Source organism: Aeromonas finlandensis (assembly GCF_000764645.1).
GTDB lineage: Bacteria > Pseudomonadota > Gammaproteobacteria > Enterobacterales > Aeromonadaceae > Aeromonas > Aeromonas finlandensis.
In genome coordinates this window covers 1-14,057 of the sequence record NZ_JRGK01000084.1, presented here as the reverse complement: position 1 = coordinate 14,057, position 14,057 = coordinate 1, and the positions used below count along the sequence as shown (strand labels likewise).

The window sequence follows — 14,057 nt, the reverse complement described above, 5'->3', positions numbered from 1 at the left end:
CCTCCACCATCATTCAGAACACCCGGCCTCGTGCCGGGTTTTCGCATTTCTGGCCCGCCGCAATCCGTTATCCCTCTGCACTGCCAACCTTTATCACCGTTTGCCCGCGGCCGATCGCGCAATAAAAAACGGGAGGCCTGCGCCTCCCGTTTACGCTCATGTCAGCCTTGTTACAGAGTGACGCGTTACAGGGTGAAGCGATAGAAGATATCGACCGCCTGAGCCACCCCGCTCATCGCCTGCAGATAGAGCCGTGGCAATACCTCGTAGCGCAGTTTGAATTCGGCGATGGGGCTGAAGACCCCGACCCCGTACTGGAACTGCAAGCCCGGCAGCAGATAGGCCGACAGGGTCACTTGAGTGTTGTCACCACTGCCCGCCGTATCGAGGGAGACATCGCTCATCCCCAGCGACTCGCCAATGCTCGACACCACGCCGTTGGCCTGACTCACCGCACCGGCCACCAGCAGGCCGTTGAAACCGCCATCCTCACCGCCGGTCTGCAACCCTTTGCCGCGCAGCAGATAGGAGAGCTGTTCCGACTGCGCCATCTGCGGTTCGGAGTAAACATTGATCTCCGGCTTGCTGGCAGGGCCGGTCACCCGCACCCCGACTGTCACCTGACCCTCGATGGTATCGGGATCCCGGTTGGCCTCGATGTTGAGGAATGGCCGATCCAGCGGACCGGAGAAGAGGATCCGCCCCTCCTTGATGATGAGGTTCTGACCATAGGCCTTGAAGCGACCGTTGGTCAGCACCAGCTGGCCATTGCCTGCCATCGGCTTCTCGGGATCCTGACGGATATTGAGACCACCGGAGACATCGGTCTTCAGCCCCATGGCATCGAGCTTCACATCGTTGCCAAGGCGGATCGCCACCTTCATCGCCAGCGGCAGGCTGGCCTGCTTGGGTACTGGGGGCAGATCGTCATAGACCACGGTCACATCGTCGGAGACCGCCACCGCCGAATCCGGCAGGCTCTTGACCAGAATCCGCGCCCAGGGAATATCCACCTGACCGGTAATGCGAGTCTCCTCTCCCAGCGACACGGCGATATCGGGAGAGACCCTGACCCGGCCCATGCCCGGATATTGCGCCTCCAGATCCTTGCCCTGAATGGTGAGGCTGCCGCTGACCGGCATCTTGGCCCAGCTGAGCCAGCCACCCAACGCCAGCGGCCCCTTGCCCACCAGCATGGAGCCATCGAGCTCGGCGCGGTTGCCCTCGATCTTGAGGCGGGTCACCAGCTTGGTCAGAGTCACCATGTCGGAGTGAGTCTGCACTTCACCGTCACGCAGATTGAGCTGACCAAACAGCAGGGGCGCCGCCAGGGTGCCATCGAAACGTGCATCGGCGGAGATGATCCCTTGCAGGGAGCGCACCTCCGGAATGAGCGGTGCGAAGGTATTGAGTTTGAGATCGTCAAACTTGAGCTGACCGCCGAGCAGACCGCGACCGGCGGGCTCCTTGATCAGCAGCTCGGTATCAATATTGCCGATCTGCTTGGAGGCAAAATCGAGGCGGATCGCCGCCTGTTGCCGCTCGAAATCCAGGGCCAGTGCCAGCTGCTGATAGTCGGTCTTGAGGCCATCGGCCACAAAGGTACCCGGCGTGGTGCGCACCACCGCATGCAGGGTCGGCTGATTGCCACGCCAGCTGGCGCGGCCATCGGCCGAGAGCATCGCCTGCCAGCGGAAGTTGTCCGGCAACCAGGGGCGCAGCCGCTTGAGATCAAACTCGCTCAGGGCAAACTCCAGAGTGCCCTGCGCAGCGGAGACCTGACTCCCCTTGACGCAGAGGCTGGCACCTTGGGAGCCGAGGCAGAGATCCCCCATCGCCAGCCGCTGACGCGGCAGATCGAGATCCAGCGCCCAGGGGGAGCTCAAGTCCCAACGCCGCAGCGGGGTTTTCAGCTGCAACTCGGAGAGCGCCCCGCGCCAGTGATCCCCGCGCACACCGCCACCCAGCTTGAGGTTCGCCGCAACAGGGTCACCCTTCATGGTCAGGGTCAACAGATGCTGGCTGATATCGCCGCTGAGGTTCAGGGCCAGCTGGCTGAGCTTGGTCTCTCCCTGTTTCAGCTGCGCCACCAACAGCGAGAGCTCTCCGGCCGGTTTGGCACCGATCGCCGCATTGCCCTTGAGGCTGATCCCCTTCAGGTCGGTGCCGGCATAGTAGAGCCGCTCGGAGGCCAGATCCGCATCGATTTTTGGCGTCTGCTGATTGCCACTGACCTTCACCTGCCCCTTGATATCCCCCTTCAGGCCGGGATAGATGCCCCCCAGCTGGGGAGCCTGCAGGTTGGCATCAAGCCTCCACTGGGCGCTGCTGATACTGCCCTTGGCCTGCAACTGGTTGGGGCCACTTTGCAGCGAGAGCGCCGGGATCTGCCACTCCATCTTGTCGTTGCCGCTGAGTTCCCCCTTGAGGGCCAGCGGGTACTGATTGAGTTTGCCATCCACCTTGAGCTTGGGCAGTTTCAGCTCCCAGTGACCCGCCTCGTTCATCACGAAACGGCTCTCCAGCTCACCGGCCAGCGTCCCTTTCAGCTCAGGCACCAGCTCAGCCGGATTGATCCCCTTGAACAGGGTGCTCCCCTGCCACTCAATCCCCTTGTTCCAGGCGAGCTTGCCATCGAGCTTCAGCTCCCCCTTGAGGGCATTGAGCTGCAAGGCGATCTTGCTGAGCCGCTCCAGATCCCCCTTGCCGTCCAGCGCAAGCTTGAAGGGGGGCACATCGGTCCCCTTGCCGGAGGTATTGAGGGCAAACTGGTAGCCGGAGAGCTTGCCCTTGGCGGTCAGGCTCCCCTTGTCCAGCCGATAGCTTGCCTCTTCCTTGGCAGGCTTGTGCAACGGCCAGCCCAGGCTCTTCCAGTCGAGGGCCAGATCAAAAGGGAGATCCGGGTCGAGGGCGGCCAGAGAACCCTTGAGATTGGCGGCGACCGGCCCCTTGGCCAACAACGTCAACCCCAGCTTGCCGACCGAACCGCTCAGCGCCAGCGTGGCCTGCTCCCCTTGCAGCTCGCCATCCAGCAGCCCCTTGCGGGCCTTGGCATCCAGCGTCACCGCCAGCGGGTAGTCGTCACTGAGCTGGATATGGCCCTTGAGCGCCAGGCCGGCCATGGCGTGGCGCAGCGAGAGCTCACGCACCTCGATGCGATCGTCAGCAGCAGTGGCAGAGAGCAGCAGCTTGTCGAGCCCTTCAATCAGCTCGCCCTGCTTATATTGCACCCGGGTCGCACTGACCCCTTCCAGCTGGATGGGGAAAGGAAGGTGAATGGCGGGCAGGAGAATGGGGGCTGCCTTTGCCGTGTTCGCCGCTGGCGCCCCTTTGCCCTGTTTGGTGGTCTCGGTACTGACCTTGTCGGTGCGAGCAACCGCAGTCCCGGCTTGCTTCTCGTTCGCTGTCTTTGCGTTAATGGTCTGCTTGTTAACGGTCTTGCCGTTCGCTGTGGCTGGCTGCTTGGCGGATTTGGCTGCGTTGGCGGGTGCCGCGTCATCCAGCGTCACCTTGAGGTTATCGAGCACCGGGCCGCGCACAATCAACCCCTTGCGGTTGAGGGTGGCGCCGATATCGAGGGACCCCAGGGTCACGGCCACGCCGGGCACCGCCAGATCGAGATCCGCAACCTTGAGGCTGTCGACCTGGATCTTGAGCGGCAACGGGCGCCAGACAAAGGGTTCGGAAGGCTCTTCCGGGGTGGGTTCAGAGTCGGCTACCTTGACTACCGGATGGGTCACCACCAGGGATTTTATCCAGAGCTTGCCCTGCAGCAATTTGCCCAGATCCCAGTCGAGCACGGCGCGATCCACCGTCACATCCACCAGCTCATCCTGCCAGCCCGCACCTTCCAGGGTCCAGCCATAGCCAAGCTGACCGGCCACCAGCTCCCCCTTGAGGGAGGGCAGTGCCCCCTTGGCCTGTTGCCACAGCCACTTGTTGCCCTGATGGGTAAAGCCCAGCAGGCTGACGCCGATAAGCAGCAGGAACACCAGCCCCATCAGCCAGAGAAAAATGCGTTTTAGCCAGATCACAATGCAGACCCCCGCGCAAGATACAGCCGCAGCGGCCAAAGAAAAAAGCGTTTAGACAACATCATAATTCAGGCCCCAATGCGAAATGCAGCCGCAAGGGCTTGTCCTCCTCCGATACCCCGACCGCCAGATCCAGTCTGACCTGACCGATGGGGGTGACCCAGCGCACACCGACGCCGGTCCCGATCTTCCAGGGCTCGCTGTAATCGGTGGTGGAGGTGCCACCATCCACAAACATGGCCCCCAGCCACTTCTCGCTGAAGCGGTAGTTGTACTCCAGACTGGCCACGCTGGTGTAACGGCCACCAGTCAGCTTGCCATCTGGCCCGGTGGGGGAGATGGTCTCGTAACCAAAGCCGCGCACCGTCTGATCGCCACCGGTAAAGAACCGCAAGGACGGCGGCACCAGCGAGAAGCTGTCACCTATGATGGCCCCCTGCTCGGCCCGCATCAGGAATCTGTGGTTATCCCCGAGGGTACGCAGCCACTTGCTGCGCCCCCACACCCGCATAAAGCTGATGTCAGAGCCCCATCTCGGGTCGGAGAACTCCAGCGTCACCTGCTGACGATCTCCCCAGTCGGGCACCAGTCCGCCGCGCACCCGCAGCCGGGACCAGGAGACGCCCGGGATCAGCAGCAAGCTGTTCCCCTCGTCGGCACCCTGGGTATAGATCTCGTTCTCCAGCCGGATAAAGACGTCCCGGTCCCAGCTCTCCGGTCGCCGGGTCCAGCGGTGCACACCAATGGTGGTGAGATCGGAGCGGGTATCGTTGTTGTCCTTGTACTGGTAACCGGTCTGGATGGAGTAGTAGTCCCGCAGCGGGTTGCCCACCGGGATCTGATAGTCGAAACTGAGCTCCGCCTCCGGTTGGGAGACCTTGGCAGTGGCAAAGAGGCGGTGGCCATAACGGTTGACCCAGGGCTTCTCCCAGGTGGCACTCATCCGCGGGCCTACGTCGGTGGCGTAACCGATACCGGTCTCGATTTCGTGATCGACCCGGTTATCCAGCGTCACCGCGATGGGCACCCGATAGTTGCTCGCCTCGCTCAACACCGGCTTGATATCAACCTGACGGAACAGCTTGGTGGAGGAGACATCCTGCGACATCTCGGCCAGACGGATGGCGAGATAGGGCTCGCCGCTCTTGACGTTGATGAGCGGGCGAATAAGGTGAAGCGCTTCGGGAGTGGCATCGTATCGGATCTCGCCGAAACGGTAGCGATGGCCCGATTCGAACAGAATGAAGATCTCCGCCGTCCCCTTGTCCGGGAACACCTTGACCTGACTCTTGCTCAGCTTGGCATCAAAGTAACCCCGGGCCAGCCCGAGGCTGCCAAGGTCGGCCTTGATGGATTCATATTTGGCGTGATTGAGGGGCTCACCCTCTTTCAGGGGCAACTTGTCCAGCAGCTCGCTGTAGAGCTCGTCGCTGCCCGCATCTCCCTCCAGCAGAATATCGAGGCGGGAGACGATGACCGGCTCACCTTTATCCACCTCAATCACCACTTTGGACGGGGTCTTTTTGTCGCGGCTCAGGGTGATTTTCGGCTGGTAGTAGCCATACACCTGCAGCGCCTTCTGCACGCTCTCGGTGATCTTGGCGCGGGCCGGGCGGTATTGCCGCTCCTGATAGACCGGCAGGGCATTGAGGTAGGCTTCGACGTTATCCTTGTTGTCCCCTTTCAACCCCTTGATCTGATAGGTGAGCTTGGCGGCAAACACGGGCGAGGCCACCAGCGACAGCAACAGGCCCACCACCAGTACCAACATGCCGCGGCGAAACGCTGGGCCGGACAGTGAACGCCCTGCCAGCAGGGATGAAATGCATCCTGTCAAAGGTCAATATTCCTGAAGCTGTGGTGAAGAAAACCAACGCCCTTTCGAACCGAACCCGAAAGCGGCGCAGCACGCCATGCCGTGCATGGCCGTGACACAAAAATGCGCGCCAGAAAAATGGCGAACCTTATCCTAACATAGGCATCGGCCAGCGACAGCGCGGTGCCATTGGCAAATTCACCATATCTTTTAAGAGGTTGACCACAAATCACACATTTTGGTGACAATTGCGACGCCCCACTTTCCCGAGGAGGGCGAGCTGACCCGCCCTGCACAAGGTTCACTTCATCGTCAGACACCATTTGTCACCTCTCCCCCTCCCCCCACTGCCAGCAATCCACCACGACAGGGTTTGTCGGCATAACACCACCTTCAACGTTTAACTGGCCCGGCATGCGCCAAAGCCCGCCGCACGGGGTGATTAAGAGTTGCTCGTTCAGCGCAATCGAATTATCCCGCTGCCTTTACTGGCACCTCTCACTCACACTTGAACCATCAACTGAAGGAGACACATCATGCATGCACGTAGCGAACAGATGGCTGACTATATTGCCGATCGTCTCGAGTTCATCACCTTCCTCGCCTGTTGCAGCGCCCTGCTGGCCCTGCTGACCGGCATGAGTGGCCAACAGGCGCTGGCCTTTACCGCCCTCAACCTGCCCTTTGGCCTCGGGATCTTGCTGGCGATGGCGATGCTGGCCCCCCTGCCCGCCCACTGGCGGCTACCGGGGATCACCTTGCTGCTGGCAGGTTGCGCCCTGATGACCCTGCAACTGGGGGGTGAGTGGCTCAATCCGCTGGCCATCTGGAGCCTCTATGCCCTGCTCGGGCTGGAGATCATCTGGCAAGCTCGCCCCCGCGCCGTGCTGGCCACCCGTGCTCGCCAATAATAGGGCCGACGAGCGCCGGTAAACGGCGGGTTGTGAGAGCTGACGCCGGTGGCAAATTGGGGTACTCTTGCGCCCCCATTTGTCAACGCGATGTGCCGCCATCTTGGCGTTAACAATCGCAGCCATCACTCCCAGGAGCGCCCCGATGAAAAAAGCCTGTGCCCAGCACATTCTGGTCAAGACCGAAAAGCAGTGTCTGGAGATCAAGGAGAAGATCGAGAAGGGAGCCGACTTTGGCCAGATGGCCAAGCGCTTCTCCACCTGCGCCTCTTCAAAACGCAGCGGCGATCTGGGCGAGTTCAATAAAGGGGATATGGTCAAGCCCTTTGACGATGCCGTCTTCAAGGGCGAACTGCTCAAGGTACTGGGGCCGGTGCGCACCAAGTTCGGCTTTCACCTGATCAAAGTGCTCTATCGCAATTAAATATCGCCATCAACGCGAGCCACGTCATCGCAACTGACCATTGTCTCGGTGAAGCTCCCATCTGGCGGGCTTCACCTCGCTCTGCAACCCCCTCGCAAACCTGGCTGAAATCACACCAAGCTCGCATCAATTTACTAACGTTATCAGGCCATTAAGTTTATCCTTCTCGGCATTGCCCACTCTCGACGATGGATCCTGTGCTATGCCCCGCTCTTGCTTGTGGCCTCTGCTGGCCTGGTTACTCCCGCTCGCTGGCGCCCTCGGCAGCCGCTTTCATCTCTGGCCCTGGTGGATAGGTTTTGCGATCTGTCTCATCGGAGCCCTTGTCTCCCTTATCTTGCTGGTGCGCCTGCCCTGGAGCCGCAACCGCTACGCCAGCAGTCTGGGCGCCTTGCCACTGCTGCTACCGCTGACCTTTGTGGTGCAGGCACTGCGCATGCCGCTGATCAACGATGTGAGCACTGATCCCTATAATCCCCCCCTGCTGCGCTGGGCGGCAGAGCTGAGAACAGCGCAGGATCTGCCAATAAATAGCGCCCCGCTGAAAGCATTTGAGGCAAAACCCGGTCCTCTCTTTACCAAGGCCTCCCCTACCGAAGTGGTGATTGAAGCCAGCGAACTGATGCAGGAGCTGGGCTGGCAGGTGCGACCAAGCCCAGATGGTCTTGATGCAGTGGTCACCACCGGCTGGTTCGGCTTTCAGGATGATGTGGCGCTGCGGGTCTTTGCCGGCCCCAAAGAGACCCGCATCGACATGCGCTCCGCCTCCCGCCAGGGGCAGAGCGACTTGGGCACCAACCGGGCACGGATCGAGGATTTCCTGATCCGTCTCAACGAGCGGCTCGGTCAGGCCTACAAACCCAATTTGAAACTGTAAGTATGAAACGACAAGAAGGTAACTGATGCGCGTTGAGGTCAAACCCGACCGGGAATATGCCTGGTTTATCCGCCCCTTTTTCTGGCTGCAAAAGCGCAACTATGGTCAGGTGCTTATTCCGGGCAAGTGCTGGGGCCGCTCGCCGCGCCTCTTTGCCGCCGTCGCCACCCTCTACGGCGTCATCAACCGCAAACGCTCTCCCATCGACCCCGTGCTGCGCTCTCTGGTGACGGTGCGGGTCTCCCAGCTCAACTGGTGCCGCTTCTGCGTCGACATCAACGCCATGACCCTGATCAAGCGAGCTGGCTCCAGCGAGAAGGTGGAGGCGCTGGCCAACTGGCGCGAAAGCCCCTTGTTCGACGAGCGGGAAAAAGCGGTGCTCGATTACACCGAAGCGATGACAGGCCTCGATGGGGTGAGTGATGAACAGGCTGCCCGCCTCAAGCCCTGGTTCGACGACGATGCCATGGTGGAGCTCACCGGCCTTATCGCCTTCCAGAACATGTCGGCCAAGTTCAATGCCGCCCTCGATATCGCTCCGCAGGGCTTCTGTCAGCTGCCGGTGCAACCGGAACGTCCCGCCCAGCCAGACAGCAAGGACGCCTGATGAACCGGACCCGCCTGCTGCTTCTGCTGGTAATGGGGGGCCTTATCGGCGCCTTCTTTGCCCTCGATCTTGGCCGTTACCTCACTCTGGGCGCCTTGCAGGCCCAGCAGGCCGCACTGGCGCAATGGGTCGATAGCCACTTTGTCTCGGCCAGCCTGCTGTTCGTGCTTATCTATGTGCTGAGCACCGCCCTCTCCCTGCCCGGCGCCAGCCTGCTCACCCTGGGTGGCAGTGCGGTCTTCGGCGTGGTCTGGGGATTGCTGCTGGTCTCCTTTGCCAGCACCATTGGCGCGACCCTGGCCTTTCTCAGCGCCCGTTTTCTGCTGCGTGACTGGGTCACCGCCCGCTTTGGCGACAAGCTGGCCACCTTTCACTCCGGCATGGCGAAGGAGGGGGCCTTCTATCTGCTGAGCCTGCGCCTCATCCCTGTCTTCCCCTTCTTTCTGGTCAACCTGCTGATGGGGCTCACGCCTATCAGAGTCAGCACCTACTACTGGGTCAGCCAGCTTGGCATGCTGCCAGGCACCTTCGTCTATGTGCTGGCGGGCAGCGAGCTTGGCCAATTAACCAGCACCGGCAATATTCTCTCCCCCGGCCTGATGGTGGCGCTGACCCTGCTGGGACTGATGCCCTGGCTTGTCAAGAAAGTGACCGCCCACCTCGCGCTGCGCCGTCAGCTCGCCCCCTACCGCAAACCCGCTCGCTATGACTACAACCTGCTGGTGATCGGTGCCGGTGCCGGTGGGCTGGTCACCAGCTATATTGCCGCGGCGGTGAAGGCCAAGGTGGCGCTCATCGAGAAACACAAGATGGGGGGCGATTGCCTCAACAGCGGCTGCGTCCCCTCCAAAGCGCTGATCCGCAGCGCCCGTTTTGCTGCCGAGCAGCGCAAGGCCGACGAGCTGGGCTTTAGCCCAAGCCACTCCCGCGCCGATTTTGCCGCCGTGATGGAGCGGGTGGCTGAGGTTATCAAGGAGGTCGAGCCCCACGATTCCATCGAGCGCTATCAGGGACTTGGGGTGGAGTGCATCGAAGGAGAGGCGCGGCTGGTCTCCCCCTGGGAGGTGGAAGTGAACGGCCAGCGCCTTGCCAGCCGCCATATCGTCATCGCCTCCGGCGCTCGGCCGCTGGTGCCCAAGCTGCCGGGGCTGGATCAGGTGCCTTACCTCACCTCTGATAGCCTCTGGCAGTTGCGCACCCCGCCGCGCCGCCTGCTGGTGCTGGGCGGCGGCCCCATCGGCTGCGAGCTGGCCCAGAGCTTCGCCCTGCTCGGCATTCCCGTTACGTTGGTGGAACTCTCGGAGCAGCTGCTGCCCCGCGAAGATCGAGCGGTGGCCGACGCACTGGCCGAGCAGATGAGCCGCGATGGTGTGCAGCTACTCACCGGCTGGCGCGCCGAGCGAGCCGACTATCTGCCCGCAGCCGAGGGGGATCTGCCCATCCGGCTGCAGTTGCGCCGGGACGATGAGACGCTGGTGGTGGAAGGGGATCAGCTGCTGCTGGCGCTGGGTCGGGTCGCCAATGTCAGCGGCTTCGGGCTCGAAGAGTTGGGGGTGGAGCTTGCCCCCCGCGGCACCATCGCAGTCGATGGCTTCCTTGCCACCAACTTCCCCAGCATATTGGCGGTGGGAGACGTAGCGGGCCCTTACCAGTTCACCCACTTCGCCGCCCATCAGGCCTGGTATGCGGCGGTCAATGCCCTGTTTGGCCAGTTCAAGCGCTTTCGGGCCGACTATCGGGTCATTCCGGCGGCCACCTACACCACGCCGGAGATTGCCCGGGTCGGCCTCAATCGCAAGGAAGCCGAGGCGCAGGGGACTCCCTTCGAGGCGACCCGCTTCGAGCTGGCCGAGCTGGATCGCGCCATCGCCGATGGGGAGCGCCACGGTTTTATCGAGGTGCTGACCGTGCCGGGCAAAGATACTATCCTTGGCGCCACCATAGTGGGCACTCACGCCGGTGAGCGGATTGCCGAGTTCGTGCTCGCCATGCGTCACCGCCTCGGCCTTGGCAAGATCCTCGCAACCATTCACGCCTATCCCACCCTGATGGAGGGGAACAAATACGTGGCGGGTGAATGGAAACGGGCCCACCAGCCCACCCGGGTACTGGCGTTGCTGGCCCGTTATCACCGCTGGCGCCGTGGCGCCTGACAATCAGGGTAACTTTTATGCTCAAGCCATTCTCACAGCTCAAACAGCGGCTCAACGCCCTGCTGTGCACCCTGTCACTGCTGGCCAGCGGCCCACTTTTTGCCAGCCCGGATAACAACTGGCAGCAGACCCTTGAGGAGGCGAAAGGGCAGACCGTCTACTTCAACGCCTGGGGCGGCAGCCCGGAGATCAACGCCTATCTGGTGTGGGCCGGGCAGGAGCTGGCGCGCGACTATCAGGTCAAGCTGGTGCAGGTGAAGGTGGATGACATCGCCCAGAGCGTCAGCCAGCTGCTGGCCAACAAACAGGCGGGCAAGCAAGCTGGCGGCCCTATCGATCTGCTCTGGGTCAATGGCGAGAACTTCAAGGCGCTCAAGGAGCAGGGACTGCTTGGCGCACCCTTTACTCAGGAGCTGCCCAACATGGCGCTGGTAGACAGTACCCTGCCGGTGAGTGAGGACTTCACTCTGCCGGTGGAAGGGCTGGAAGCCCCCTGGGGTATCGGTCAGCTCAACCTGATGGTCGATACCGAAGAGGTCACCAGAGCGCCCACCTCGGCAGCGGCCCTGCTTGCATGGGCCAAGGCCCATCCCGGCCGCTTCACCTATCCCAAGCCGCCCCAGTTTCATGGCTCCAGCTTTCTCAAACAGATCTTGCTGGAGTTGACCCCGGATCCCGCCCCTCTCTATCGGGAAGCGACCGATGCCGAGTTCATCAGGAGCACAGCCCCACTCTGGGCCTGGCTCGATGAACTGCATCCGGCACTCTGGCGCAAAGGCAAGCTGTTCCCCACCAGCGCCGCCGAAACCCGCCAACTGCTCGATGATGGCGAGCTGGCCATGGCCATCAGCTTCAACCCGCAGGAGGCGCAAAGTGCCGCCCAGATTGGCGCCCTGCCCCCCAGCGTGGAGGCGGTTGCCATGGAAAAAGGCGCGCTCACCAACAGCCATTTTCTCGCTATTCCCTTCAACGCCAGTGCCCGCGCCGGGGCCAAGGTGGTGGCCAACTTCCTGCTAAGCCCGGCGGCACAGGCGCGCAAGGCCAATCCGGCCTTCTGGGGTGATCCCAGCGTGCTGCGGGCCGATGCCCTGCCTGATTCAGCCAAAGGGCAACCGGCACTGCGCTTCAAAGCGGTGGCCGAGCCTCACCCCAGCTGGCAGCTCAAGCTGGAAGCGGCCTGGGCCGAGCGTTACGGCCACTGATGAGTGCCGCTGGTCACCCGCTTTCCCGCTCCCGACCGTGGCGCCGGTTGCTAATCCGCCACCGCGGGATGGACGTCGTTTATCTGGCGCTCTTCGTCATCCCCCTGCTGGCGGGGCTGTGGCAACTGCTGGCAGAGGGAATGACCGCCTCTCATCTCGCCTTGCTGCTGGCCCAGCCAGGCCTTTGGCACTCCGCTGCACTGAGCCTGTGGATTGGCGCCGCCTCGACCCTCGGTAGTCTGCTGTTGACCGCCCTGCTGCTGGCACACAGCAACAGCCGGGCTTTTGGGCTGCTCCGCCGCCTGCTCTCGCCGATGCTGGCCATGCCCCACGTCGCCTTTGCCATCGGCTTTGCCTTTTTGCTCGCCCCCTCCGGCTGGCTACTGCGGCTCATCTCGCCAACGCTTACCGGATTTGAACTCCCCCCCGACTGGCAAACCATCCGCGACCCTCTGGGATTGGGGCTGATTGCACTGCTCGTTTTCAAAGAGACCCCCTTTCTGCTGCTGATGGCGCTGGCCGCACAACAGCCCATCCAACTGGCGCGCCAACAGTGGCTGGGGGCGAGCCTCGGCTTCAGCGCCCCCCAGATCTGGTGGCGCCTGCAGCTGCCGGCGCTCTGGCCTGCCCTGCGCCTGCCCATCTATGCGGTGGCGGCCTACGGAGTGGCGGTGGTGGATCTCGCCCAGTTGCTCGGGCCCGATGCTCCCGCCCCGCTGGCGGTGCGGTTGTGGCTCTGGTACCAGGACCCGGCTCTGCTCTGGCGCGGTGCCACCGCCAGCGGCGCCCTGCTGCTGCTCGTTATCACCACGCTGCTCATCACCCTGCTCAGATTACTGGAGTGGTGTCATCAAGAGGTGGGCAAAGGCTGCTGGCTCGATGGCAAACGGGCGGCACCACATCCTTTTGCCAACCGGCTCGCAGCAGGCGTTGCATTGACCCTGATCACCCTCAATCTGGCGGTGCTGGCGGCCCTGCTGCTCTGGTCGCTGGCGCGCCGCTGGCCCTTTCCCGCCCTCTGGCCTCGCCAGTGGAGCGGTCACTACTGGCTGGATCTGCTGCCAACCCTGCTGCCGCTGCTGGCAACCAGCGCACTGCTGGCACTGGCGAGCGGCTTGCTGGCACTGGTGATGACGGTGCTGAGTCTGGAGGCACAAGCGGGGCGTCGCCCCTGGCCACTCTGGCTTATCTGCCTGCCGCTGTTGCTGCCACAGGCGAGCCTGCTGTTTGGTATCCGGCTCGGGCTGGATTGGCTTGCGCATGACTCGATAAGCAGTGGTATTGGCTGGGGCTGGGTGCTCTGGAGCCAATTGCTGTTTGTCTTTCCCTATGTCTATTTGTGCCTGCACGGCCCCTATCACCAGTTTGATCCGCGGATCACTCAGAGCGCCCTGCTGCTGGGGGCTACGCCATGGAGAGCCTGGTGGCAGGTCAAAGCACCGCTGCTGGCGCGCCCGCTGCTGTTTGCCTTTGCGGTAGGGGCGGCGGTGAGCCTGGCCCAATACCTGCCGACCCTGCTGTTTGGCGCTGGCAGGGTGGTCACCATCACCACCGAAGCGGTGGCCATCGGCAGCGGCCTCAACCGGCGGCTGGCGGGCCTCTACGGCCTGCTGCAACTGCTGCTGCCACTCGTTATCTATCTGCTGGCACTCTGGCTGCCGGCGCGGATCAATCCGGCGCTCAAGGGGAGCGGCTCACGATGAACTCTCATGATGGAAACAGCCATATGCTGAGCACCACACCTCTTCGGCTCTATCTGGAGGAAAGCCTGCTGCTCTCGCTGCCCGCCCTGCAGGTGGCCCCCGGCGAGGTGTTGACCCTGATGGGGCCGAGCGGCTGCGGTAAAAGCTCGCTCTTGGCGGCGCTGGCGGGGGTACTGCCGGGCGCGCAGACAGATAGCGGCCCCATCCGGCTGGAGGGGGAAATCAGGCTCGGCGAGCGGCCACTCAACCCCTTGCCTGCGCAGGCGCGGCGCATCGGTATGCTGTTTCAGGATGATCTGCTGTTTGACCATCTGACGGTGGCGGAGAACC

Annotated in this window: 11 protein-coding genes; 8 read left to right on the top strand and 3 right to left on the bottom strand. The window is 62.6% G+C overall.

Annotated elements, in window-relative coordinates:
* Nucleotides 1–185 precede the first annotated feature (185 nt).
* The 3 genes from tamB to LD28_RS22965 all read right to left on the bottom strand — a co-directional run bounded on the left by tamB (nucleotide 186) and on the right by LD28_RS22965 (nucleotide 6,173).
* Nucleotides 186–4,034 carry an autotransporter assembly complex protein TamB gene (gene tamB, locus LD28_RS0109625; protein WP_033136758.1) on the bottom strand — a complete coding sequence of 1,283 codons (3,849 nt, stop codon included), beginning with the start codon at nucleotides 4,032–4,034 and terminating at the stop codon, nucleotides 186–188.
* A 61-nt stretch (nucleotides 4,035–4,095) separates the two neighbouring features.
* On the bottom strand, nucleotides 4,096–5,871 hold the full coding sequence (gene tamA / locus LD28_RS0109620) for an autotransporter assembly complex protein TamA (RefSeq protein WP_033136757.1): 1,776 nt from the start codon (nucleotides 5,869–5,871) through the stop codon (nucleotides 4,096–4,098).
* A complete protein-coding gene (locus tag LD28_RS22965) occupies nucleotides 5,868–6,173 on the bottom strand; it encodes a hypothetical protein (RefSeq protein WP_156120170.1) in 306 nt (101 codons plus the stop codon). Before LD28_RS22965 ends, tamA begins: the two co-directional genes overlap by 4 nt.
* 213 nt (nucleotides 6,174–6,386) lie before the next feature.
* Here LD28_RS22965 and LD28_RS0109615 point away from each other — a divergent pair, with 213 nt between their 5' ends.
* From LD28_RS0109615 to LD28_RS0109580, 8 genes are all read left to right on the top strand, one after another.
* The gene (locus LD28_RS0109615) at nucleotides 6,387–6,761 is read left to right on the top strand and encodes a hypothetical protein (protein WP_033136756.1); all 375 of its coding nucleotides are present in this window, start codon (nucleotides 6,387–6,389) and stop codon (nucleotides 6,759–6,761) included.
* Between the two features lie 145 nt (nucleotides 6,762–6,906).
* Nucleotides 6,907–7,185, top strand: a complete 279-nt coding sequence (locus tag LD28_RS0109610; protein WP_033136755.1) for a peptidylprolyl isomerase — start codon at nucleotides 6,907–6,909, stop codon at nucleotides 7,183–7,185.
* Between the two features lie 202 nt (nucleotides 7,186–7,387).
* Nucleotides 7,388–8,062 carry a DUF1499 domain-containing protein gene (locus LD28_RS0109605; RefSeq protein ID WP_033136754.1) on the top strand — a complete coding sequence of 225 codons (675 nt, stop codon included), beginning with the start codon at nucleotides 7,388–7,390 and terminating at the stop codon, nucleotides 8,060–8,062.
* 25 nt (nucleotides 8,063–8,087) lie between these two features.
* A complete protein-coding gene (locus tag LD28_RS0109600; RefSeq protein WP_033136753.1) occupies nucleotides 8,088–8,669 on the top strand; it encodes a carboxymuconolactone decarboxylase family protein in 582 nt (193 codons plus the stop codon).
* Entirely contained in the window at nucleotides 8,669–10,822 is a 2,154-nt protein-coding gene (locus tag LD28_RS0109595) for an FAD-dependent oxidoreductase (RefSeq protein WP_033136752.1), read from the top strand. Before LD28_RS0109600 ends, LD28_RS0109595 begins: the two co-directional genes overlap by 1 nt.
* A 17-nt stretch (nucleotides 10,823–10,839) precedes the next feature.
* A complete protein-coding gene (locus LD28_RS0109590; protein ID WP_033136751.1) occupies nucleotides 10,840–12,024 on the top strand; it encodes an ABC transporter substrate-binding protein in 1,185 nt (394 codons plus the stop codon).
* Nucleotides 12,025–12,092: 68 nt separating this feature from the next.
* Nucleotides 12,093–13,727 (top strand): ABC transporter permease, encoded by a 1,635-nt coding sequence (locus LD28_RS0109585; protein ID WP_033136750.1) that lies wholly within the window; start codon nucleotides 12,093–12,095, stop codon nucleotides 13,725–13,727.
* 23 nt (nucleotides 13,728–13,750) lie between these two features.
* On the top strand, nucleotides 13,751–14,057 hold a 307-nt coding region (locus LD28_RS0109580), incomplete at its 3' end, for an ATP-binding cassette domain-containing protein (protein ID WP_033136749.1).

What these genes read in the sequence shown, in the direction of transcription:
- LD28_RS0109605 (WP_033136754.1), top strand. Translation starts at nt 7,388, where the DNA reads ATGCCCCGCTCTTGCTTGTGGCCTCTGCTGGCCTGGTTACTCCCGCTC.
- LD28_RS0109610 (WP_033136755.1), top strand. Translation starts at nt 6,907, where the DNA reads ATGAAAAAAGCCTGTGCCCAGCACATTCTGGTCAAGACCGAAAAGCAG.
- LD28_RS0109590 (WP_033136751.1), top strand. Translation starts at nt 10,840, where the DNA reads ATGCTCAAGCCATTCTCACAGCTCAAACAGCGGCTCAACGCCCTGCTG.
- LD28_RS0109600 (WP_033136753.1), top strand. Translation starts at nt 8,088, where the DNA reads ATGCGCGTTGAGGTCAAACCCGACCGGGAATATGCCTGGTTTATCCGC.
- LD28_RS0109595 (WP_033136752.1), top strand. Translation starts at nt 8,669, where the DNA reads ATGAACCGGACCCGCCTGCTGCTTCTGCTGGTAATGGGGGGCCTTATC.
- LD28_RS22965 (WP_156120170.1), bottom strand. Translation starts at nt 6,173, where the DNA reads ATGGTGTCTGACGATGAAGTGAACCTTGTGCAGGGCGGGTCAGCTCGC.
- LD28_RS0109585 (WP_033136750.1), top strand. Translation starts at nt 12,093, where the DNA reads ATGGACGTCGTTTATCTGGCGCTCTTCGTCATCCCCCTGCTGGCGGGG.
- LD28_RS0109615 (WP_033136756.1), top strand. Translation starts at nt 6,387, where the DNA reads ATGCATGCACGTAGCGAACAGATGGCTGACTATATTGCCGATCGTCTC.